The sequence below is a fragment of the Azotobacter beijerinckii genome (assembly GCF_900110885.1).
In the GTDB taxonomy this organism is placed as follows: Bacteria; Pseudomonadota; Gammaproteobacteria; order Pseudomonadales; family Pseudomonadaceae; genus Azotobacter; species Azotobacter beijerinckii.
Map to the genome: position 1 here is coordinate 1 of NZ_FOFJ01000046.1, position 21,917 is coordinate 21,917.

The following is a 21,917-nucleotide window of genomic DNA, read 5'->3' on the forward strand; positions in this document are numbered from 1 at the left end:
TGCAACCGCGCTCTTTCTTGAGGACTGAGGATGATTCTGTAATGTTCCATGCCGACATTATGCATGACGCAGATTTAGATGTGTCATAACACTAGGCGCCTCCCTGTAAGCCATGACCTACAAGAGATCGAGAGCTTTCCCAATTGGCTCAAGGCGGCCGTCCGAGTAGATTCACCTACACACCGACATCGAAGGATCGATGGAGGCTGCTAGGGATCGACGCCAGGGATTTGGTGATGACACAAAGCGGCGAGGCTAACCCCTCGCCGTTTTTGTTTGTGCCGAAGAAAAGCAGCTCAGCAATCTCTCGCAGAGGCCACTCTGGCAGTAGCTGCCGCACTTGGGGCCAGCCGAGCCGGGGACCCTGGACCTTGCCCCTGCCGCGGGGAAAGTCTCGAGCCGCGCGGTAAGCCGGAGTTTTCGGCTCGCCGGTGCTTCCACCACATCCCGACCCTGAGCCGCTGAAGGCCATGCACCGGGCTGGTGCCGATCTGCTGGCTTGTGCGGCTTGTACATTCCAGAGCCGGCCAGTACCGGGCAAGTCTGAATCATGACTCGCTCGTCAATCGAAGAAGGACATCAATCGCCACGTTGCCTGCGCCGAAGCCTTGGGCGTCGGGACCGGGGCCGCCTGCCCGAAATACGTGCGCGAGCGCGAGGCACGTCGATGGTTAGGGGTAGAACGAGCAGTCGAGCGGCGGCTACCGATTCTGCTGACCGATCACTGGAGAGCGCCCTGATCTGGGGCTCTCTGCTGACCACCACCCGAGGTGGGGGAGTGGCGGCGATCATCCGTGCCGGCAGGGCGTGTCGCTCTGGCGGCGGCGAACGGAGAGAGGCGGGAAAAGTGGGGAGGCTCAATCGCGAAACGGGGGAGCGAATGGGGAAAATTTGCCTGCAAAAAGGCCAAGACAACAAAGGCCCGCATCGCTGCGAGCCTAAGTCGTTGATTTATATGGTGCCGGCACCAGGAATCGAACCCGGGACCTACTGATTACAAGTCAGTTGCTCTACCTGCTGAGCTATACCGGCAAGGAGGGGCGGCCATTATAGCTATTTGGCCTTGCGAGTAAACCGTCTGGATTCCGGAAGGCAGGGCGGCGGCGGGTTGCCGTTGCGTTTATTCACATTGGGGAAGCTTGGCAAGCTTCTTGATAAAATTGTGATGCGACAATTAGTCGCGCAATCAAGTGCTTGTTTTTATTGGATTTTTGTTTTTGCTCAAAAAGCAACCGATCATCCGGACAGCGCCTACTGTGGGCTTCGGAAGCGGTTGTTCGGGAACCATCAACACAGTTATCCACAGGCATTGTGGGTAACGCGCTCGGCCAGCAGCAGGTGGTTGCGTGGGGTCAGGAGGGTGCTGCAGAAGCGGCCCAGGCGAACCTGGTAGCCCTGCTCCTCCAGGTACAGTGCGCGGTCGAGCAGCAGCCAGAGTTCCAGCGGGCGGCGGAAGAGGGCGCGCAGCAGCTCCAGGTTGCGCACTTCGGCTAGGCGTTGCCAGCCCAGGGCTTCCAGCGCCGGCCAGTGGCGCGGCGCGGGGGTGGGGAGGCCTTTGAGGGCGGCGAGATCGCGGCAGTAGTCGGCGAAAGATTTTTGCAGCCAGTCGGTGGGCAGCGAGGGGGTCGGCAGGTAGGTGTCGATGCTGCGCAGTTCCCGCTGCAGCAGGTCGAAGGCCAGGCGGCGGGCCATCGACTGGTCGCGCTGGCGGCGCACCCGGGCGCTGGCGGTGACGGTTTCGCTGAGCGGCAGGCGCAGGTCCTCGCGGGACAGCTGCAGTTCCGAGGCTCGGGCGGCGGCGGACAGCGGCCGGTAGTCCGTGCTGTCGATGCGGTTGTAGCAGCAGGGCGCCACCGCCAGCTGCCGGCAGCCGGCGGCGCTGGCCAGTTGCAGCAGGCGCACATGGAGCTCGCCGCAGGCGTGCAGGGCCACCGGGGTGTGGCTGGCGTCGAGCTGGCCGGCGGCATCGGTGGCGAGCACGTCCTGCAGGCGGTGGTGGGCCGCCAGTGCGAGGCGATCGCTGAGCGCCTGGCCGGCCGCGACCAGGTCGCGGTCGTATTCCAGGCAGGTCAGCGACGTACCGTCGTGGGCCAGGGCGCGGCCGAGATGGCCCTTGCCGGAGCACCAGTCCAGCCAGTGACGGGGCTTGGCGCCGAACTGCAGGCGGCTGGCGAAGTGCTGGATCTGCTGCCACTTGCGTCCCGGGACGTCCACCGCAAAGCGCTCCGGCGCTCTGCTCTGCGCCTGGGCAGGCAGCTCGCCGGTCTCGCTCAGTGCAGCCGAGGCGACAGCCAGGCCGGCGAAGGGCTCGGGGGCGGCAAGGCGCTCGGGATGGTTGTGGGCGGCTTCGGCATCCTCCAGCGAGCGCCGGCGCAACCAGTTGGCCAGCGCGGGGTGCCTTGCTTCCCAGGGCAGCTGCATAAGGTTGAACGGCCGCGGTCGCCAGAGTTCCTGGTGGGCGAGCAGGAAGTCGTCGAGGGCGCGGAAGCGTTCGAGCAATCGCGGGCCGCTGAGGGGGAGGGCGTCTGGCATCGTTCGTGAGTGGCTCGGCTGGGGCGGCGATTATAGCGGGGGGATTCCGGCGGGCGGCACGGACGGGGCAAGTACCTTCGTCGGGAGGCCGGTGCGGGGCTCCGGACGCCTGATAGACTCCTGTCGGTTTCCGCGGAGAACGGGCACGAAGCGTGGCTATGCACTTTTTTGGCTCACGCAAGGCACTGTTTTGTCGCGCGCAGACCTAAAACGGGGCGTAAAGTCCCCGCGCGGTGACACAAAGATGTAGGTACAAGAGTTGCTAACATCTTTGAATCTGTCATCGCTCTGGCCACGCAGGAGGCCCGCCTTGTCGATCCATGTCGCTTTGCACCATGTCACCCATTACCGCTACGACCGGCTGGTCAACGTGGGGCCGCAGATCGTGCGTCTGCGCCCGGCCCCCCAAAGCCGTACCCGCATTCTCTCGTATGCGCTGAAGGTCACGCCGGGCGAGCATTTCATCAACTGGCAGCAGGACCCCCAGGGCAACTACCTGGCGCGCCTGGTGTTCCCGGAGAAGACCCGCGAGCTGAGGGTCGAGGTCGATCTGGTCGCCGAGATGGCGGTGATCAACCCCTTCGACTTTTTCCTCGAGCCCTATGCCGAAAAGGTTCCCTTCGATTACACCGAGGGCGAGCAGCGCGAGTTGTCGGCCTACCGGTCGGCCCTGCCGGCCACTCCGCTGTTCGCCCGCTATCTGGCCAGCATCGACCGCGCGCCGACCCGCACCCAGGACTTTCTGGTCGCGCTGAACCAGCGCCTGTCGCGCGACGTGCGTTACCTGATCCGCATGGAGCCGGGGGTGCAGACGCCCGAGGAAACCCTGGAGAAGGCCTCCGGCTCCTGTCGCGACACGGCCTGGCTGCTGGTGCAGCTGCTGCGCCACGTGGGCCTGGCGGCTCGCTTCGTTTCCGGCTACCTGATCCAGCTCAAGCCCGACGTGAAGTCCCTGGACGGCCCCAGCGGCACCGAAGTGGACTTCACCGACCTGCATGCCTGGTGCGAGGTGTACCTGCCGGGTGCCGGCTGGGTCGGTCTCGATCCGACCAGCGGCCTGTTCGCCGGCGAGGGACACATTCCGCTGGCGTGCAGCCCGGAGCCGTCCTCGGCGGCGCCGATCAGCGGCCTGGTCGACGAGTGCGAGTGCGACTTCTCCCACGAGATGCGCATCGAGCGCATCTGGGAAGCGCCGCGGGTGACCAAGCCCTACAGCGAGGAGCAGTGGCGGGCGATCCTCGAACTCGGCCACCGGGTCGATGCCGACTTGGTGCGCAGCGACGTGCGCCTGACCATGGGCGGCGAGCCGACCTTCGTCGCCATCGACTACCCGGACGACCCCGAGTGGAACACCGAGGCCATGGGGCCGAACAAGCGCCGCCTGGCCGCCGACCTGTTCCATCGCCTGCGCACGCACTACGCCCCCGGGGGGCTGACGCACTTCGGCCAGGGCAAGTGGTATCCGGGCGAGCAGCTGCCGCGCTGGTCGCTCAACTGCTTCTGGCGCAAGGACGGCGAGCCGATCTGGCAGGACCCGGCCCTGTGTGCCGACGAAACCCGCAGCTACGGAGCCGACGCCCGGCTGGGCGCGCGTTTCCTCGAGACCCTCTGCAGCTACCTCGGCATCTCCGGCGAGCATTTCTTCCCGGCCTACGAGGACTGGCTGTACTACCTCTGGCGCGAACGCCGCCTGCCGGAGAACGTCACCCCGGAGGATGCGCGGCTGGCCGATCCGATGGAGCGCGAGCGCCTGCGGCGGGTCTTCCAGTACGGTCTGGACCACGCGGTCGGGCACGTCCTGCCGCTGATGCGCAGCCATGACGGCAGCCGCTGGCTGACCGGCTCCTGGTTCCTGCGCGACGAGCACTGCCGGCTGATGCCCGGCGATTCGCCGCTGGGCTATCGCCTGCCGCTGGACTCGCTGCCCTGGGCTAGGGAAATGGACCAGCCCTACGTGCATGCGCAAGATCCCAACCAGCCCTTCCCGCCGCTGCCGAGCCGGCAGCGGATTCTCCAGCAGTTGCGTGCGGCGCCGCACGCCGGCCAGCCGGGCGGCGGCGCGGCGGCGGGTAGCGGTGCGGCCGGGCTGGGCGAGGGTGGTCGAGGCGAGGGGGCTCGTGACGAGACGGCGCCGGCGCCCTTCGCGTCGGCGGCCGGCATCGTGCGCACCGCACTGTGCGCCGAACCGCGTGACGGTCGCCTGTACCTCTTCATGCCGCCGCTGGAGCGCCTGGAGGACTATCTGGAGCTGGTCGCGGCCATCGAGTCGACCGCCCGCGAGCTGAACTGCCCGGTGCTGCTGGAGGGCTACGAGCCGCCGGCCGACCCGCGCACGCGGCATTTCCGCGTCACTCCCGACCCCGGCGTGATCGAGGTGAACATCCATCCGGCGGAGAGCTGGGACGAACTGGTCGAGCGCACCGATTTTCTCTACGAGGCGGCCCGCCAGTCGCGCTTGTCCAGCGAGAAGTTCATGCTCGACGGCCGCCACGTCGGTACCGGCGGCGGCAACCACTTCGTCCTCGGCGGCGCCACGCCGGCCGACTCGCCGTTCCTGCGCCGTCCCGACCTGCTGCGCAGCCTGATCAGCTACTGGCAAAACCACCCGTCGCTGTCTTACCTGTTCTCCGGCCTGTTCATCGGCCCGACCTCGCAGGCGCCGAGGGTCGACGAGGCGCGCAACGACTCGCTCTACGAGCTGGAGATCGCCTTCCAGCAGATGCCCGAGCCGGGCACCCCCTGTCCGCCGTGGCTGGTCGACCGCCTGCTGCGCAACCTGCTGATCGACGTCAGCGGCAACACCCACCGCGCCGAGTTCTGCATCGACAAGATGTACTCGCCGGACAGCGCCACCGGACGGCTCGGCCTGCTCGAATTCCGCGCCTTCGAGATGCCGCCGCACGCGCAGATGAGCCTGGCCCAGCAGCTGCTGCTGCGCGCGCTGATCGCGCGCTTCTGGGACGAGCCGTACCGGCCGCAGCGTCTGGTGCGCTGGGGTACCGAGCTGCACGACCGCTTCATGCTGCCGCATTTCGTTGCCCAGGATTTCCACGACGTGGTCTACGAGATGGAGCAGTACGGCTATCCGCTGCGTTCGGAGTGGTTCGCGCCGCACTTCGAGTTCCGCTTCCCGAAAGTCGGCGACTTCGCGGTGCAGGGCATGGCGCTGGAACTGCGCCAGGCGCTGGAGCCCTGGCACGTGATGGGCGAGGAGGGTGGCGCCGGCGGCACCGCGCGTTACGTGGATTCCTCGCTGGAGCGCCTGCAGGTGAGCGTCACCGGCATGGCCCAGGACCGCTACGTACTGACCTGCAACGGCCTGCCGGTACCGCTGCGTCCGACCGGCACGGTCGGCGAGTTCGTCGGCGGCGTGCGCTATCGCGCCTGGCAGCCGTCCTCCAGCCTGCATCCGAACATCGGCGTGCACGCGCCGCTGGTGTTCGACCTGGTGGACACCTGGATGCAGCGTTCGCTGGGCGGTTGCCAGTATCATGTGGCCCATCCGGGCGGGCTCAGCCACGAGCAATTGCCGATCAACGCCTATGAGGCGGAAAGCCGGCGCCTCGCGCGCTTCTTCCGTATCGGCCACACACCGGGCAAACTGGTGCCTGCCGCGCCGGTCGAGAACAGGGAGATGCCGATGACCCTGGACCTGCGTCGCCGCTGAGCGTCCTTCCGCTCCGGCGGGATGGCCTGCAAGGGAGTCCGTCCGGATTCCGCTGCCGGGCCGTTCCCGCCGGGGAGGGGAGCGCGATGCGCAACCCCCTGATTTCGAGTCACCCATGTCCGATCTGTTTGCCGACATTCCGCGCGACGCCGCGACCTACCATGAGCTTTTCGACGCCAGCGGCAAGGTGCGTCCGCACTGGCAGCCGATGTTCACTTTCCTGCAGCGCTTCACGCCGGCGCAGCTGCGCCAGCGCCAGGCCTTGCTGACCCGGCAGATCCAGGAAAACGGGGTGACCTACAACGTCTATGCCGATCCCGAGGGTGCCGACCGCCCCTGGGAACTGGATCTGTTGCCCAACATCATCCCCGCCGAGGAATGGCAGCAGCTCGCCGAGGGCGTGGCGCAGCGCGCGACGCTGCTCAACGCCGTGCTGGCCGACATCTACGGGCCGCAGCGGCTGCTCGCCGAGGGCCTGCTGCCGACCGATCTGGTGTTCGGCCACAGCAACTTCCTCTGGCCCTGCCAGGGCATCCAGCCGCCGGGCGGGACCTGGCTGCACGTCTACGCGGTGGACCTGGCGCGGGCGCCGGACGGCCGCTGGTGGGTCACCGCCGACCGCACCCAGGCACCCTCCGGCGCCGGTTACGCGCTGGAGAACCGCCAGTTCGTCTCGCGCGCCTTTCCCGATCTGTATCGCGACCTGCGCGTGCAGTACGTGGCCGGCTACTTCCATACCCTGCGCGAGACCCTGGCGCGCGAGGCGCCGACCAACGGCGAAACGCCGCTGGTGGTCCTGCTGACCCCCGGGCGATTCAACGAGAGCTACTTCGAGCACCTCTACCTGGCCCGCCAACTGGGCTATCCGCTGGTCGAGGGCAGCGACCTGACGGTGCGCGACGCCACCGTCTACCTCAAGACCCTCGACGGGCTGAAGCGTGTCCACGCGCTGCTGCGCCGCCTCGACGACGACTACTGCGATCCGCTGGAGCTGCGCACCGACTCGGCCCTCGGCGTGCCCGGCCTGCTCGAGGCGGTCCGCGAAGGGCGGGTGCTGGTGGCCAACGCCCTCGGCAGCGGCGTGCTGGAGTCGCCGGGGCTGCCCGGCTTCCTGCCGGCGATCAGCCGCAAGCTGTTCGGCGAGGAACTGCTGCTGCCGTCCATCGCCAGCTGGTGGTGCGGCGAGCCGCCGGTACTGCAGGCGGTGCTCAAGAAACTGCCGCACCTGATGATCCGCTCGGCCTATCCGGCTCGGCACTTCGATCCGCTGTTCGGCCCCGACCTGGATGCGAAGCAGCGTGCGGCGCTGGCCGAGCGCCTGCGCCAGCGTCCCTATGCCTATGTCGGCCTGGAGCGTCCGCAGCTGTCGCGGGCGCCGGTGTGGCAGGGCGAGCGCGGCAAGCTGGAGGCGCGGCCGATCGGCATGCGGGTGTTCGCCGTGGCCAGCGCCGACGGCTACCGGGTGATGCCAGGCGGTCTGACCCGGGTCGCGGCCCATGCCAACGCCGAGGTGCTGTCGATGCAGCGCGGCGGGGCGAGCAAGGACACCTGGGTGCTCGGCGGACGGCATGCCGCCAGCGAGCCCTGGCAGTGGGTGCGTCCGCTGGGGGTGGCCGACATCGTGCGCAGCGACCCCTACCTGCCGTCGCGGGTGGTGGAGAACCTCTACTGGTTCGGCCGCTACAGCGAGCGCTGCGAGGATAACGCGCGCCTGCTGCGCATCATGCTGGCCGGCTATGTCGACGACGCCAACGACCCGCAGGCCCTGCAGGCCGCGCTGGCCGTGGCCGAAGGCCTCGGCCTGCTGCCCAAACCCAGCTGCGACTGCGACCTGGAGGGGCGGCTGCGCCGTGCCGTGCTGGGCAAGGACTGGCCGGCCAGCCTGCGCAACAATCTGCAGTACCTGCACATGGCGGCCGCCAGCGTGCGCGGCAAGCTGTCCCAGCAGAACTGGCAGGCCCTGCTCGAGCTGCAGCGCGCCGCGCAGTGCCTGGACAACGAGGAGGCCGACCTGGGCGAGCTGCTGGACTTCCTCGACAGCCAGCTGGTCTCCATGGCGGCCCTCTCCGGCTTCGTCCTCGACGACATGACCCGCGACCACGGCTGGCTGTTCCTGCTGATCGGCTGTCGCATCGAGCGCCTGCAGTTCCTCGCCAAGAGCATCGCCGGCTTCCTCCGCGGCCGTGCCGTGCACGACCAGGCGGCGCTGGCCTGGTTGCTCGAACTGGGCAACAGCAGCATCACCTACCGCACCCGCTACCTGGCCACGGCGCAACTGATCCCGCTGCTCGACCTGCTCCTGCTCGACCAGCAGAACCCTCATGCGGTGCTCTACCAGCTGCATGTGCTGCGCAGCTCCCTGCGCCGCCTGGGCGAGAGCTTCGAAATGTCCGCGGGGCCGGACCTGCAGGCCATGCACGACCGCCTGGCCGCCTTCGACCTGGGGCGCCTGGAGTACAACCCCTTCGCCTACCCCGACAACCCCGCCGCGCTGAACGAGCTGGCCGACCTGCTGTGCGAGGTCGCCGCAGAGGGGGGACGGCTTTCCGATCATCTCGGCCTGCGCTTTTTCGTGCATGTCGACGCCAGCCAGCGGACCCAGTCGCGATGAACACTGCCCAGTACCGGATCGTCCACGCCACCCGTTACCGCTATTCGGCGCCGGTGTCCCTGGCCCAGCAGATGGCCCATCTGTGGCCGCGCGACTGCCCCTGGCAGCGCTGCCGCAGCCGCGAGCTGACCATCGGCCCGCCGCCGACCCGGCGGGTCGACGATCTCGACGCGTTCGGCAATCCGCTGACCCGCCTGGCCTTCGAGCGGCCCCACCACGAGCTGGAGGTGCGCGCCCGGCTGCAGGTGGAAGTGCTGCCGCGCCCGAACTTCGACCTGGCCGACTCGCCGACCTGGGAGCAGGTCTGCCTGGGCCTGACCTACAGCGGCCGGCCGCTGGGCGCCGCGCAGCTGGAGGCGGCGCGCTTCCGCTTCGACTCGCCCTACGTGCTCCTCGAGCAGACCTTCTCCGCCTTCGCCGACGACTGCTTCGTGCCCGGGCGCCCGCTGCTGCTGGCGGTACAGGCGCTGATGGAGAAGATCTTCCGCGAGTTCACCTTCGATGCCTCCGCCACCCAGGTGGCCACGCCCCTCAAGCAGGTGCTGAAGGATCGCCGCGGGGTCTGCCAGGACTTCGCCCACCTGATGCTCGCCTGCCTGCGCTCGCGCGGTCTGGCGGCGCGCTACGTCAGCGGCTACCTGCTGACCCGCCCGCCGCCCGGCCAGCCCCGGATGATCGGCGCCGACGCCTCCCACGCCTGGGTTTCGGTCTACTGCCCGCGCCAAGGGTGGGTCGACTTCGATCCGACCAACAACATCCGCCCGGCCCTGGAGCACGTCACCCTGGCCTGGGGGCGCGACTTCGCCGACGTTTCGCCGTTGCGCGGGGTGATCCTCGGCGGCGGCCGCCACGACCCGGAGGTGAGCGTTACCGTCATGCCCCTGGCCGAGGCCGAGAAGCACGCACTTTGATCGCGGGCCGCACGCGGCCCTTCGACCAGGAGTTTTCCATGAAATCCCCGCTATCCTTGTTTGTCACCGCCTGCCTGGCGGCATCCGCGCTGCCGGCACAGGCCCTGGACATCCTCCCCGGCCTCTGGGAGTTCGAGTCCAAGGGCGTGGTGGCGGGCGGCCAGCCGATCCCCAACATGCAGGAAGTCATGGCGCAGATGCAGAAGCTGCCGCCCGAACAGCGCAAGGCGATGGAGGACATGCTGACCCAGCAGGGCCTCCAGATGGGCGACAAGGGCGTGCGTGCCTGCCTGAGCGCGGAGCAGGTCAAGTCTCAGGCGCTGCCGTTCCAGGACGATCGCCCCGGCTGCAACCAGGAGGTGACCGAGCGCAGCGAACAGCTCTGGAAGTTCCGTTTCCACTGCCCGGACTCCCAGGGCGAGGGCGAGACCCGTTTCGCCAGCGAGCGCGAGTTCACCACCGTGGTGAACATCGTCACCGCCGGCAAGAGCGGAGTCACCCACATGGAGTCCCATGCCCGCTGGGTGGGCGACGACTGTGGCGGGCTCGAGGCCAGCCAGGGGAATCGTTAACCCCCCAAAAACATTGCGAGGAGGCTTGGAGAATGGACGCTCTGCCGACGACAAGAACCTGCGCAATCCTCGACCGCGACGGGCTGCAGGCCCTCATCGCGGCGCTCGCCGCCCGCGGCTACCAGGTGCTCGGGCCGGTGTTGCGCGACGGGGCGATCCTCTACGACGAGATCGCCGGGCTGGCCGACCTGCCGGCCGGCTGGACGGATCGCCAGGCACCCGGCCGCTATCGCCTGGAGCGCCGCGCCGACGAGGCGCTGTTCGGCTTCGCCGTCGGGCCTCAGTCGTGGAAACGCTTCCTGCATCCGCCGGTCGAGACCCTGTGGCGGGCGCAGCAGGGGGAGGGCGGTCTGCTCTTCAGCACGGCTGCCGGGCCGTCGCCCCGCTACGCCTTCCTTGGCGTGCGCGCCTGCGAACTCCACGCCATCGCCATCCAGGACCGGGTGTTCTGCGAAGGTCCCTACCCGGAGCCGGGCTATGCGGAGCGCCGGCGCGACGCCTTCATCGTCGCGGTCAATTGCGCCGAGGCCGGCGACACCTGCTTCTGCGCCTCCATGGACTGCGGGCCGCAGGCCGAGGACGGCTTCGACCTGGCGCTGACCGAGCTGATCGACGAAACCCGCCACGCGTTTCTGGTCGAGGTCGGCAGCGCGGCGGGCGAAGAACTGCTGACCGGCCTGCCGCGGCGAGCGGCGGCGGACGCCGAGCGGGCGGCGGCCGCGGCGGTGGTCGCGCGCACCGCCAGCCAGATGGGGCGCCGCCTGGATACCGCCGGGCTGAAGGAGCTGCTGCAGGACAATCCCGAGCATCCGCGCTGGAGCGAAGTCGCCGAGCGCTGCCTGAGCTGCGCCAACTGCACCATGGTCTGCCCGACCTGCTTCTGCACCACCGTGGAGGATCGCGGCGATCTGGCCGGCAGCTCCGCCGAGCGGGTGCGCAAGTGGGACTCCTGCTTCACCCTGGATTTTTCCTACCTCCACGGCGGCAGCGTGCGGCAGAGCGCCAGGGCGCGTTATCGCCAGTGGATGACCCACAAGCTGGCCAGCTGGATCGACCAGTTCGGCACGTCCGGCTGCGTCGGCTGCGGGCGCTGCATCACCTGGTGCCCGGTGGGCATCGACATCACCGAAGAAGCGGCGGCGATCCGGGCAACCTTGCCGGAACCCAGGGGGGAAGATCATGGAGGGCATTGAGGAGATCCTCGGCCGGCACCCCTTCTTCGCCGGCTTCGCCGCCGAGCACGGCCGGCTGGTCGCCGGCTGCGCGCGCAACCAGCGCTTCGCGGCGGGCGAGTACCTGTTCCGCGAGGGCGATCCGGCGGATGCGTTCTTCCTCATCCGCCACGGCCGGGTGGCCCTCGAGCTGGTCGAGCCGGGGCGTCCGCCGGTGGCCTTCGCCACCCTCGGCGAGGGCGAGATCGTCGGTGCCTCCTGGCTGCTCCCACCGTACCGCTGGCGGTTCGCCGCCCGCGCCGTGGAGCTCACCCGGGCGATCGGCATCGATGCGGCCTGCCTGCGCGGCAAGTGCGAGGCGGACCATCACCTCGGCTACGAGATGATGAAGCGCTTTTTGCCGATCCTGGTGGAGCGCCTGCAGGCCACCCGGCTGCAGATTCTCGACGTCTATGGAAAGCGCTGACATGCCGGTAGCGCTCGCCGATCCCTTCCTGCCGCAGCCCTACCGCGTCGAGCGCCGGCGCCGCGAACTGGCCGGCACCGTGACCCTGGAGCTCGCGCCGCTGGCCGGTGCCTGCCCGGCCTTCGCGCCCGGGCAGTTCAACATGCTCTACGCGTTCGGCGTCGGCGAGGCTGCGATCAGCCTGAGCGGCGACCCGGCCAGCCGGGCGACCTTCGTGCATACCGTGCGCCATGTCGGCGCGGTCAGCGGCGCGCTGGCCGGGCTCGAACCCGGGGCGACCGTCGGCGTGCGCGGCCCCTTCGGGCGCGGCTGGCCGCTGGCGGCGGCCGAGGGCGCGGACGTGCTGGTCGTCGCCGGCGGACTCGGCCTGGCGCCGCTGCGTCCGGCGATTTACGCGATCCTGGCCAGGCGCGAGCGCTATGGCCGGGTGGTCATCCTGGTCGGCAGCCGCAGCCCCGCCGAGATCCTCTATCGCCGCGAGCTGGAGCGCTGGCGGCAGCGTTCCGACCTCGAGGTACGGGTGACCGTCGACCATGCCGACGCCGGCTGGCGGGGTCATGTCGGCGTGGTGCCGGCACTGATCCCCCGGGCGGATTTCGACCCTCAGGACACGCTGGCGTTGGTCTGCGGGCCGGAGGTGATGATGCGCTTCGCGGCCAACGCGCTGCTCGCGGCGGGGATCAAGGCCGGACGCATCCACCTGTCCCTGGAGCGCAACATGAAATGCGCCATCGGTCTGTGCGGCCACTGCCAGTTCGGCCCGTCCTTCGTCTGCAAGGACGGGCCGGTGATGAGCCTCGAGCGCATCGCCGAGATCCTCGCCGTGCCGGAGATCTGAGATGAACCGACGCCCGCGTCTCGCGGTCTGGAAGTTCGCCTCCTGCGACGGCTGCCAGCTGTCCCTGCTCGATTGCGAGGACGAGCTCCTGCTGCTCGCCGAGGCGGTGCAGATCGCCAACTTTGCCGAGGCTTCCAGCGCCATGGAGGGCGGCCCCTACGACCTCTCGCTGGTGGAGGGCTCGATCACCACGGCCCACGACGCCGAACGCATCCGCAAGGTGCGCCGGCAATCGAAATTCCTCGTCACCATCGGCGCCTGCGCCACCGCCGGCGGCATCCAGGCGTTGCGCAACTTCGCCGACGTGAACGACTTCGTCGCCGCCGTCTACGCTTCGCCACAGTACATCGAGACCCTGGCGACCTCGACGCCGATCTCCGCCCACGTCCCGGTGGATTTCGAGCTGCGCGGCTGTCCGATCAACAAGGCGCAATTGCTGGAGGTGATCTCGGCCTTTCTCGCCGGACGCAAGCCGGCGATCGCCGCCCACAGTGTGTGCATCGAGTGCAAGCAGCGCGGCACGGTCTGCGTGATGGTACAGGGCACGCCCTGTCTCGGCCCGGTGACCCATGCCGGCTGCGGCGCCCTCTGTCCGAGCTACCGGCGCGGCTGCTACGGCTGCTACGGGCCGATGGAGACGCCGAACACCGAAGCGCTGGCCCGCGAATGGACGGCCCTGGGCGCCGCGCCGCGGGACATCCGGCGCGCCTTCCACACCTTCAACGCCTGGGCGCCGGCGTTTCGCGAGGAGGGCGAGGCCCATGACGACTAAAAGGATCAAGGTCGACTACATGGCCCGCGTCGAAGGCGAGGGCTCTCTCGATCTGCACATCGAGAGTGGCCAGGTCACCGCGGCGCGGCTCGGCATCTTCGAGCCGCCGCGCTTCTTCGAGGCCCTCCTGCGCGGCCGCGGCTTCGCCGAAACCCCGGACATCGTGGCGCGGATCTGCGGCATCTGCCCGGTGGCCTACCAGATGACGGCCGTGCATGCCCTGGAGAATGCCTTCGGCGTGCGGGTCGAGGGGCAGTTGCGGGCGCTGCGTCGGCTGCTCTACTGCGGCGAGTGGATCGAAAGCCATGCGCTGCATGTGGTCATGCTGCATGCCCCGGATTTTCTCGGCTTTCCCGACGCGATCCGTATGGCGGCCGAGCACGGCGAGCGGGTGCGCAGCGCCCTGGCCCTGAAGAAGGCCGGCAACGCCCTGATGCGTGTGCTCGGCGGACGCGAGATCCATCCGGTCAACGTCCGGGTCGGCGGCTTCTACCGCGTGCCGAGTCGTGCCGAGCTGGCGCCGTTGGCCGAGCAGCTCCGCCAGGCCCGCGACCGCGCCGTCGAGCTGGTGCGCTGGGTGGCGGGCTTTCCCTTCCCGCCGCTCGAACGGGACTACGAGTTCGTCGCGCTGCGCCATCCGCACGAATATCCCCTCAACGAGGGGCGGCTGGTCTCCAGTCGCAGCCTCGACATCGACATCGCCGACTACGAGACGGAGTTCGAGGAGCGCCAGGTGCTGCACTCGACGGCGCTGCATTCGCTGCTCAAGCGGCGCGGCGCCTACCTGGTCGGGCCGCTGGCGCGCTATGCGCTGAACTTCGACCGGCTGCCGGAACATATCCAGGCACTCGCCCGCGAGGCCGGGCTCGGTCCGGTGTGCCGCAATCCGTTCCAGAGCATCGTGGTGCGCGCTCTGGAAATCCTCTACGCCTGCGAGGAGGCGCTGCGGATCATCGCCGCCTACCAGCCGCCGGCCGTCGCCGCCGTGCCGGTCGAGCCGCGCTCGGGCACCGGCTTCGGCTGCACCGAGGCGCCGCGGGGCACTCTCTGGCACCGCTACGATCTGGCCGCCGACGGTTCGCTCGAGCGGGTGCGCATCGTCCCGCCCACCGCGCAGAACCAGCCGAGCATCGAGGCGGACCTCGAGGCCGTCGCCACGCCGCTCCTCGACCAGCCCGAGGCGCTGATCCGCGAGCGTTGCGAACTGAGCATCCGCAACCACGATCCGTGCATCTCCTGCGCAACCCACTTCCTCAAGCTGTCGCTGCACCGCGGATGAGTGGCGTCGACGCTGCAGGCCGGGTGCTGGTGATCGCCTTGGGCAATCCGGACCGCGGCGACGACGGCATCGGCCCGGCCGTCGCCGCCCGGCTGGAGGGCCGGCTGCCTCCCGGGGTCGCCTTGCTGGTCCGCCGCGGCGACCTGCTGGGGCTGATCGAGGACTGGGCCGGCGTCGTGGCGCTGGTCTGCGTGGATGCCGCGGCCCCGCTGGGCGAGCCGGGGCGCATCCGCCGGCTCGATCTGGCGACCGACGAGCTGACGCGGGAGCTTTCGCTCGCCTCCAGCCACGGCTTCGGCCTGGCCGAGGCGGTCGAGTTGGCCCGCGTCCTTGGCCTTGCACCGCCGCGGATCGTGGTCTATGCGGTGGAGGGGTGTCGTTTCACGGGCGGCACCGCGTTGAGCACCGCGGTCGCCGCCGCCGTGGCCGAGACCGCCGAACGCATCCTCGCCGAAGTCGGCCGGCTCCTCCGACCGACGGCAGGGGTTGCCGGCCCCTGACGCTGCCGCGTTTTCCCATCTGGCGACAGACGCTTTCTCCTTTGTTTGCCGGGGCTTGCATGGCGTTTTGCCATGCCTCCCCTTGACGAAGTTTTCACTGCGGCTGCGGCATAGTCCGCGCCAAGCTGGGGCAACCCTGGCATCGGTACGCAGCAATCGAGGAATTCATGGCAACGACGAAATCTACAGTCGCCGGGCGTAGTGCTATCGACTGGGCCGGGCTTGGCTGGATGTTTCTGTTCTTCTGGTATTTCTCGGGTGTCACTCAAGCGTTGATCTGGGCGTCGGGCGTCGCCGGCTTCAGCGGTTTTCGCCAGGCTTTCCTGGCCAGCGCCCTGTGGCTGGTGCCGCTGCTGCTGTTCCCCGGTCGGGCGAAGCTGCTGGCGGGAGCAATCGGCGCCGTGCTCTGGCTGTGTTCGCTGGCCGGCTTCGGCTATTTCCTGGTGTATGGCCAGGAGTTCTCGCAGAGCGTCATCTTCATCATGTTCGAGTCGAACGTGAACGAGGCGAGCGAGTATCTGGGGCATTACTTTTCCTGGTCGGTCGTGCTCGCCGCGGCCGCCTACGGCCTGGGCGGCTGGCTGCTGTGGCGCAAGGTGCGCCCGGTGTACCTGCCGCGTCGGGCGGCGCTGGTCGCCAGCCTGCTGCTGTTCACCTGTTCCGTCGGCTATCCGGCGGCGCGCCAGCTCCTCAAGCACGAGCAGTTCCAGACGGCGCTGGAGGACTTCGAGAAGCGCATCGAGGCGGCCTCGCCCTGGCAGTTGGTGGTCGGCTATCACCAGTACCGTCGGCAACTGGGGAACATGGAGGACCTGCTGGCCAGCCGCGAGCAGATTCCGCCACTGAAGAACCTGGTCGATGCCCATGCCGGGCAGCCTTCGACCCTGGTGCTGGTCATCGGCGAGTCGACCAACCGCCAACGTCTGAGTCTCTACGGCTATTCGCGGCCGACCACGCCCAACCTCGACAAGCTGCGTGGCGAGTTGCAGGTGTTCGACAACGTGGTCACCCCGCGCCCCTACACCATCGAGGCGCTGCAGCAGGTGCTGACCTTCGCCGACCAGGAGCACCCGAACCTCTACCTGACCACGCCCTCGCTGGTCAGCGTGATGAAGCAGGCCGGCTACAAGACCTACTGGATCACCAACCAGCAGACCATCACCAAGCGCAACACCATGCTCACCACCTTCTCCAAGCAGGCGGACGAGCAGTTCTACCTGAACAACAACCGCGACCAGAACGCCCGTCAGTACGACGGCAGCGTGCTCGATCCGTTCGCCCGGGTGCTGGCCGACGACGCGCCGCGCAAGTTCGTGGTGGTGCACCTGCTGGGCGCCCACATGCGTTACAAGTACCGCTACCCGGATGAGTTCGAGCGCTTCACCGACCGCAGCGGCGTGCCGGCCAGCGTCACCGACGACCAGTTGCCGACCTACAACAGCTACGACAATGCCGTGCTGTACAACGACTACGTGGTGTCCTCGCTGATCGAGCGCTTCCGCGCCACCGACCCCAACGGCTTCCTGCTCTACCTGGCCGACCATGGCGAGGCGGTGTTCGACGCGCCCGATCCCGAGGTGCTTGGCCGCAACGAGGCTGCACCGACCGGTCCGATGTACACCGTGCCCTTCATCCTGTGGAACTCGCCGAAGTGGCAAGCGCAGCAGGCACGGGATTTCGCCGCCAGCCTGCACCGTCCCTACAGCAGCTCGCACTTCATCCACACCTGGGCGGACCTGGCCGGCCTGCGCTTCGACGAGTTCGACGCAAGCAAGAGCCTGGTGAGCGCCGAATTCCGGGAGCGTCCGCTGCTGATCGGCAATCCGGGGCAGCCGAAGAGCCTGATCGACTTCAGTCTGGTCAAGCCCAAGAAACCCGCCGACCAAGGCTCCGAGCTGGTCCAGCAGGAGCGCAAGGGCAAAGGGCAGCCGCTGTAGGGCTCCTTCCTGCCCGCCCGCCTCTCGGAGGCGGGTAGGGCGGTTCGTCCGGGGGGGCGTCAAGCTTCGATGGTGCCATGGGCGGCTCGGGAGTTGCCCGAGCACTCCCTTGGCGATTGGCCTGGAGGAAATCGCAGCCAACAAAAAACCGGCTCGATGGCCGGTTTTTTGTTGGCTTTGGGCGATGTGAGCCGCCTGAAAGCAGGATATGGTGCCCAGGGACGGAATCGAACCGCCGACACGGGGATTTTCAATCCCCTGCTCTACCGACTGAGCTACCTGGGCTAATGGTCGTCGCTGACGTGGGCAACACCACTCGGGGGAGGAGTGGTGCCCAGGGACGGAATCGAACCGCCGACACGGGGATTTTCAATCCCCTGCTCTACCGACTGAGCTACCTGGGCAACAACGGCCGGCATTAAACCGTTTTTCCCGCCGGAGCGTCAACATGCAGCCGGCGAAAAAATTAGTTTTTTTAAGCGGTTAGCGCGGGGGTGGCGGGCCGAGTCGGCGGCTCACTCCTTCGGCTGCACGTAGCCCTCGGCCAGGGCGTATTCCTCGCCGGAGAGGAACTTGTCCATCTCGCTCTGCAGGAACTTGCGATCCTCGGCGTTCATCATATTCAGCCGGCGTTCGTTGATCAGCATGGTCTGGTGCTTCTGCCACTCGTCCCAGGCCTGTTTCGAGACGTTCCGGTAGATGTCCTCGCCTTTGGGGCCCGGATAGGGCGGGCGGTCGAGGCCGGGCAGTTCCTCTTTGTATTTGCGGCAGTGCACGGTGCGGGTCATGGGGTTCTCCTCGAGGTCGGCGGGTCCGCCGGAGTCTGCAGTTCGGCCTGGGCGCGTTTGAGCAGCTTCTTCACCGGGGCGGCGAGGCCCAGGCGCGGCGGAGCGGCGAGGTTATACCAGAGCCAGTCGGCCTCGGCCACGGCGGGGGCGGCGTTCTCCACCGCCACCAGCCAGGGCTCGATGGCCAGCTGGAAATGGCTGAAGGTGTGGGTCAGGCCCGGCAGTGCGCGGCGCTCGCCGAGGTGCAGGGCGTGGCGGGCGGCGAGCGGGTCGAGGGCGTTGATGTCGTCCAGCTCCGGCAGGCTCCAGAGTCCGCCCCAGAGTCCGCTGGACGGGCGCCGGTAGAGCAGGATGGCGCCGTCGCGGCTGGCCAGCAGCGGCATCAGGGTACGCTTGCGCGGCAATTCCCGGCGCGGCTTGGGCGTCGGGTAGTCCGTCTCGCGGCCGAGCAGATGGGCGCGGCAGCCGGCCTGCAGCGGGCAGAGCAGGCAGGTCGGGCGGGTACGGGTGCAGAGGGTGGCGCCGAGGTCCATCATCGCCTGGGTGTAGTGGCCGACCCGGACCTGCGGGGTAAAGCGCTCGGCGGCCGCCCACAGGTGTTTCGCCGCCTGGGGTTCGCCGGGATAGCCGTCCTCGGCCAGGTAGCGGGCCAGCACGCGCTTGACGTTGCCGTCGAGGATCGGTGCGCGCAGGCCCATGCTCAGGCTGGCGATGGCGCCGGCGGTGGAGCGGCCGATACCGGGCAGTTCGGCGAGCGCCTCCGGCGAGCGGGGAAACTCGCCCCCGTGCTCGGCGACGACGATCTGCGCGGTCTTGTGCAGGTTGCGTGCGCGGCTGTAGTAGCCGAGCCCGGTCCACAGGTGCAGCACTTCGTCCTCGGGGGCTGCGGCCAGCACCTCCACCGTGGGCAATGCGGCCATGAAGCGCTCGTAGTAGTCGAGCACGGTAGCGACCTGGGTCTGCTGCAGCATGATTTCCGAGACCCATACCCGGTAAGGGCTGATGTCCTGCTGCCAGGGCAGGTCCTTGCGGCCGTGGCGGTCGTACCAGTCGAGCACGGCGCTGTTGAACTGCTCGGGGCTCATCGCTTGAACAGCCCCTTCAGTGTCTCCTTGAGTTCCGGGCTGACCTTGTCGCCGAGCTTCTCCTCGAGTTTCTTGTCGAGCTTCTCGCCGGCCAGGGTGGCGGCGATCTTGCCAACCCCGTCGCGATCCAGGCGGCAGGCCTTGGCGCCCAGTTCCAGCGGGCCGCGGCAACGGATCGGCCACTCCAGGCCGACGTAGCGCTCGTTGACCTGGCAAGCGGCGTCGGGCATCTCGCGCCGGTCGCCTTCGACGATCACGCCGACGCGGTAGTCCATGCCGAGCACGCGCAGGTCCAGATCGCCGTTGCCGTTGACCGTCAGGCCGGGGATACGCGCCTTGAGATCGGGATTGCTGGCGACGCCGTTGGTGAAGTTGAGGCTCCCCTTGAGTTCCTCGAAGGGGGTGTCCTTGGCGCCGGGCGGGTTGTTCAGCCCCTTGCGGTTGAGGGTGGCGATGGCCAGGCAGAGCTGCTGTTCGAGGTTGGCGTCGGGCAGCACGCCGTCGTGGAGGGCGAAGCTGGCCGTGCCGTTGAGTCCCTCGATCCAGGCCTTCTGGCTGTTGCCGCGGGTTTCCAGGTCGGCGTTCAGGTCGAGCAGGCCCTTGATCGGCGGTTGTTCCTTGCCCTCGGTCTTGATGAATTTCTCCACCGGTATCCGGCTGAGGTGCTTTTGCAGGCTGAGCACGGGGACGGACGGACGGGCATCGAGGCGGGCCTGCGCGTCGAAGTTGCCGTCGAAGAGTTCGCCGCGCAGGCTCTGCAGGGTCAGCAGACCGTCCTTGGCTGCGGCCTGCAGGTGGGCATTGCCGATCGGCAGGCGGTCGAGGGTCAACTGGCCGACGTCGAGTTCGGCCTGCAGGTCCAGCTTGCGCAGGGCGTCGATCGGCAGCACCGGTTCTTCGCTCCAGGCCTGCTGGGTGGGGGCGGTGGGCAGCGGGGTGTCGCTGTTCTGGACGGCCGTGGCCACGGCGCCCTTGACTTCCGCCTGGCGGGCGGCGCCGGCGGTCTCTTGTTTGTCTTGGGCGCTTTTGGGCGCCAGATAGCGGTCGAGGTCCAGTCGGTCGCCTTTGAGCTGCACGCGCAGGGCCCGGCGGGCGAGGTCGGCGACGGCGATGCGGCCGGTGAACTGGCTGTCGTCCAGCTTCAGGTCGAGCTTCTCGAAGGCCGCGGCGCTCGGCGTGCCGCTCAGTTGGGTGCTCAGCTCGAGGCGGGTCAGGCTGGCGGGATCGGCCGTCGCCGGCAGATCCTGGCCGAGGCCGGCGAGGAATTCGCGCGGGTTGAACGGGGCGATGGACAGGCCGCCGCTCAGTTGCGGGGTCTTGCCCAGCTCGCGCACTTTCAGCTCGCCGATGGCGCGCAGCTGGTTGGCGGTCAGTTTCAGGCCGTTCCACTCGGCCACCTGGGCGGTCAGGTCGGCGAGCAGTTCGCCCTGGGCAGCGAAGTTCAGGGTCTTGCCCTTGAGCGGTTCGCCCGAGGCCTCGCCGGACAGCCGGACGTTGCCCAGCTGGAAGCGCTGGAGAGCGGGGTCGAAGCGCAGCACGCCCTCGAGCTCGGTGCGCGCGCGCAGAACCGGCTGGTTGCTGCCGAGGAAGGCGCTCAGCTTGAGAGGAATGTCGCTGTCCGGGCGGATCGCGCCGCTGTTGAACTGGATGCTTTCGGCGCTGAATTTCTGTCCGCTGCGCGCGTCCTGGTAGTCCACCCGGGCGTTGTTCAGCGTCAGACTGTCGATGTCCAGGCGCAGCGCCCGGGCAGGGCTGTCGGCCGGGGTGGTCGGGGCCTTGGACGGCGGCGCGGTTTCCCCGCTGGCCACCTTCGGTTGTTCCGGCTGCTTGGCCCGGGCTGGGTGGCCAAGGTCTTCCCAGTTGCCGTGGCCCTGTTCGTCGCGGCGCAGGCGCAGCTCGAGGCCGTCGATGCGGATGTCGCTCATCTGGATTTCCCGGCGCAGCAGCGGCAGCACCCGCACCGAGAGGCCGATCATCTCCAGATCGGCGATGGGCTGGTCGGGGGTACGGGTGCTGGCCACGCTGGTCTGCTGCAGCTGCAGGCCGAGCCAGGGAAACAGGCTCCAGCCGATGTCGCCATTCAGGGTCAGTTCCAGGTTGGCCTTGTCGCGGGCGAGCTGGCGGATCTCGTCTTTGTAGTCGTTGGGATCGAACAGCTGGGTAAGGGCGAAGCCGAGGGCCACGACGATCAGCAGCAGCCCGAGGGCGAGCAGGCCAAGGATTTTGCCGAGCGCTTTCATGGGCGGGGTCCTTGTGGGGTTTTCGCGAGGGATATAGGCCGCCGAGTATAGCGGCCCGTCGGGGCGGCCGGACTTCAGAGGGGTTCCAGCGGCAGCTGGGTGCGGGCGGCCAGGACCTGGCTTTCCAGCTGGTCCGCGGGGGCCGCCAGGTACAGGGGCTTGCCGGCCGCCCCGGCGAGGCGCCGGGCCTCGTCGAGCAGGCGGCGACCGACGCCGCGGCCGCGGGTGATCTTGCGCACGCAGAGGTGCGACAGCCGCCAGCGGTCGTCGTTCCGCTCCAGCAGCGCGGCACCGAGCAGACGGTCGTTGAAGCGGCCGGCGATCAGCGTGCCGCTTTCCAGTCCGGCGGCGATCAACTGCTCGGCATCGGCATGGGGGACGAGCAGCCAGTCGGGGGCATCGGCGTAGATCTTCGCCAGGTCGAGGCGGTCCTGGGGGCTGGCGGTGGTGAGCGTTTCGACGTGGACGGGCATGGTTTTCGGGGGCCTGGTCGCTGGCTGGAGCGGCAAGGATAACCAGCAAAGCCCTTCCGCGCACCGGGCGGGCC

Annotated in this window: 16 protein-coding genes and 3 tRNA genes; 11 read left to right on the forward strand and 8 right to left on the reverse strand. The window is 68.5% G+C overall.

Annotation, left to right across the window (positions count from 1 at the left end):
* Positions 1-956: 956 nt before the first annotated feature.
* Both BMY22_RS17390 and BMY22_RS17395 read right to left on the reverse strand, forming a co-directional pair.
* Positions 957-1,032, reverse strand: a tRNA-Thr gene (locus tag BMY22_RS17390).
* Between the two features lie 264 nt (positions 1,033-1,296).
* The gene (locus BMY22_RS17395) at positions 1,297-2,532 is read right to left on the reverse strand and encodes a methyltransferase (RefSeq protein WP_090624140.1); all 1,236 of its coding nucleotides are present in this window, start codon (positions 2,530-2,532) and stop codon (positions 1,297-1,299) included.
* A gap of 310 nt (positions 2,533-2,842) precedes the next feature.
* Between BMY22_RS17395 and BMY22_RS17400 the strand changes: the two genes are divergently transcribed.
* The 11 genes from BMY22_RS17400 (at position 2,843) to cptA (ending at position 17,257) form a co-directional block, all read left to right on the forward strand.
* Entirely contained in the window at positions 2,843-6,199 is a 3,357-nt protein-coding gene (locus tag BMY22_RS17400; protein ID WP_090624141.1) for a transglutaminase family protein, read from the forward strand.
* 115 nt (positions 6,200-6,314) lie between these two features.
* Entirely contained in the window at positions 6,315-8,810 is a 2,496-nt protein-coding gene (locus BMY22_RS17405) for a circularly permuted type 2 ATP-grasp protein (RefSeq protein ID WP_090624143.1), read from the forward strand.
* Positions 8,807-9,721 carry a transglutaminase family protein gene (locus BMY22_RS17410; RefSeq protein WP_090624144.1) on the forward strand — a complete coding sequence of 305 codons (915 nt, stop codon included), beginning with the start codon at positions 8,807-8,809 and terminating at the stop codon, positions 9,719-9,721. The genes BMY22_RS17405 and BMY22_RS17410 overlap by 4 nt, the downstream gene beginning before the upstream one ends.
* Positions 9,722-9,759: 38 nt before the next feature.
* Positions 9,760-10,293, forward strand: coding sequence for a DUF3617 domain-containing protein (locus BMY22_RS17415; RefSeq protein ID WP_090624146.1), 534 nt, complete (start codon positions 9,760-9,762; stop codon positions 10,291-10,293).
* Positions 10,294-10,325: 32 nt separating this feature from the next.
* Positions 10,326-11,486, forward strand: a complete 1,161-nt coding sequence (locus BMY22_RS17420; protein ID WP_090624148.1) for a 4Fe-4S dicluster domain-containing protein — start codon at positions 10,326-10,328, stop codon at positions 11,484-11,486.
* Entirely contained in the window at positions 11,473-11,931 is a 459-nt protein-coding gene (locus BMY22_RS17425) for a cyclic nucleotide-binding domain-containing protein (protein WP_090624149.1), read from the forward strand. Before BMY22_RS17420 ends, BMY22_RS17425 begins: the two co-directional genes overlap by 14 nt.
* A 1-nt stretch (position 11,932) precedes the next feature.
* Positions 11,933-12,769: an FAD/NAD(P)-binding protein gene (locus BMY22_RS17430; RefSeq protein ID WP_090624151.1), complete on the forward strand. Its 837-nt coding sequence runs from the start codon at positions 11,933-11,935 to the stop codon at positions 12,767-12,769.
* Position 12,770: 1 nt separating this feature from the next.
* Complete coding sequence (locus tag BMY22_RS17435; protein ID WP_090624153.1) at positions 12,771-13,541, forward strand: NADH-quinone oxidoreductase subunit B family protein; 771 nt, start codon at positions 12,771-12,773, stop codon at positions 13,539-13,541.
* On the forward strand, positions 13,531-14,820 hold the full coding sequence (locus BMY22_RS17440; protein WP_167363762.1) for a Ni/Fe hydrogenase subunit alpha: 1,290 nt from the start codon (positions 13,531-13,533) through the stop codon (positions 14,818-14,820). The genes BMY22_RS17435 and BMY22_RS17440 overlap by 11 nt, the downstream gene beginning before the upstream one ends.
* Positions 14,817-15,320, forward strand: a complete 504-nt coding sequence (locus BMY22_RS17445; RefSeq protein WP_090624155.1) for a hydrogenase maturation protease — start codon at positions 14,817-14,819, stop codon at positions 15,318-15,320. The genes BMY22_RS17440 and BMY22_RS17445 overlap by 4 nt, the downstream gene beginning before the upstream one ends.
* A gap of 167 nt (positions 15,321-15,487) precedes the next feature.
* Positions 15,488-17,257 carry a phosphoethanolamine transferase CptA gene (cptA, locus tag BMY22_RS17450; protein WP_090624157.1) on the forward strand — a complete coding sequence of 590 codons (1,770 nt, stop codon included), beginning with the start codon at positions 15,488-15,490 and terminating at the stop codon, positions 17,255-17,257.
* A 209-nt stretch (positions 17,258-17,466) separates the two neighbouring features.
* Here the strand turns inward: cptA and BMY22_RS17455 are convergent.
* The 6 genes from BMY22_RS17455 to panM form a co-directional block, all read right to left on the reverse strand.
* Positions 17,467-17,542: transfer RNA gene (locus BMY22_RS17455), tRNA-Phe, on the reverse strand.
* Between the two features lie 43 nt (positions 17,543-17,585).
* A tRNA-Phe gene (locus BMY22_RS17460) sits at positions 17,586-17,661 on the reverse strand.
* A 111-nt stretch (positions 17,662-17,772) separates the two neighbouring features.
* A complete protein-coding gene (locus BMY22_RS17465; RefSeq protein WP_090624159.1) occupies positions 17,773-18,045 on the reverse strand; it encodes an oxidative damage protection protein in 273 nt (90 codons plus the stop codon).
* Positions 18,042-19,130: an A/G-specific adenine glycosylase gene (mutY, locus tag BMY22_RS17470; protein WP_090624161.1), complete on the reverse strand. Its 1,089-nt coding sequence runs from the start codon at positions 19,128-19,130 to the stop codon at positions 18,042-18,044. Before mutY ends, BMY22_RS17465 begins: the two co-directional genes overlap by 4 nt.
* Positions 19,127-21,370: an AsmA family protein gene (locus BMY22_RS17475; protein ID WP_090624163.1), complete on the reverse strand. Its 2,244-nt coding sequence runs from the start codon at positions 21,368-21,370 to the stop codon at positions 19,127-19,129. The genes mutY and BMY22_RS17475 overlap by 4 nt, the downstream gene beginning before the upstream one ends.
* Positions 21,371-21,444: 74 nt before the next feature.
* The gene (panM, locus tag BMY22_RS17480) at positions 21,445-21,843 is read right to left on the reverse strand and encodes an aspartate 1-decarboxylase autocleavage activator PanM (RefSeq protein WP_090624165.1); all 399 of its coding nucleotides are present in this window, start codon (positions 21,841-21,843) and stop codon (positions 21,445-21,447) included.
* Positions 21,844-21,917: the final 74 nt, after the last annotated feature.

Excerpts from the sequence above, each read along its gene's own strand:
- BMY22_RS17395 (WP_090624140.1), bottom strand. The coding sequence starts at position 2,532 with ATGCCAGACGCCCTCCCCCTCAGCGGCCCGCGATTGCTCGAACGCTTC.
- BMY22_RS17405 (WP_090624143.1), top strand. The coding sequence starts at position 6,315 with ATGTCCGATCTGTTTGCCGACATTCCGCGCGACGCCGCGACCTACCAT.
- BMY22_RS17410 (WP_090624144.1), top strand. The coding sequence starts at position 8,807 with ATGAACACTGCCCAGTACCGGATCGTCCACGCCACCCGTTACCGCTAT.
- BMY22_RS17415 (WP_090624146.1), top strand. The coding sequence starts at position 9,760 with ATGAAATCCCCGCTATCCTTGTTTGTCACCGCCTGCCTGGCGGCATCC.
- BMY22_RS17420 (WP_090624148.1), top strand. The coding sequence starts at position 10,326 with ATGGACGCTCTGCCGACGACAAGAACCTGCGCAATCCTCGACCGCGAC.
- BMY22_RS17425 (WP_090624149.1), top strand. The coding sequence starts at position 11,473 with ATGGAGGGCATTGAGGAGATCCTCGGCCGGCACCCCTTCTTCGCCGGC.
- BMY22_RS17430 (WP_090624151.1), top strand. The coding sequence starts at position 11,933 with ATGCCGGTAGCGCTCGCCGATCCCTTCCTGCCGCAGCCCTACCGCGTC.
- BMY22_RS17435 (WP_090624153.1), top strand. The coding sequence starts at position 12,771 with ATGAACCGACGCCCGCGTCTCGCGGTCTGGAAGTTCGCCTCCTGCGAC.
- BMY22_RS17440 (WP_167363762.1), top strand. The coding sequence starts at position 13,531 with ATGACGACTAAAAGGATCAAGGTCGACTACATGGCCCGCGTCGAAGGC.
- BMY22_RS17445 (WP_090624155.1), top strand. The coding sequence starts at position 14,817 with ATGAGTGGCGTCGACGCTGCAGGCCGGGTGCTGGTGATCGCCTTGGGC.
- cptA (WP_090624157.1), top strand. The coding sequence starts at position 15,488 with ATGGCAACGACGAAATCTACAGTCGCCGGGCGTAGTGCTATCGACTGG.
- BMY22_RS17465 (WP_090624159.1), bottom strand. The coding sequence starts at position 18,045 with ATGACCCGCACCGTGCACTGCCGCAAATACAAAGAGGAACTGCCCGGC.
- mutY (WP_090624161.1), bottom strand. The coding sequence starts at position 19,130 with ATGAGCCCCGAGCAGTTCAACAGCGCCGTGCTCGACTGGTACGACCGC.
- BMY22_RS17475 (WP_090624163.1), bottom strand. The coding sequence starts at position 21,370 with ATGAAAGCGCTCGGCAAAATCCTTGGCCTGCTCGCCCTCGGGCTGCTG.
- panM (WP_090624165.1), bottom strand. The coding sequence starts at position 21,843 with ATGCCCGTCCACGTCGAAACGCTCACCACCGCCAGCCCCCAGGACCGC.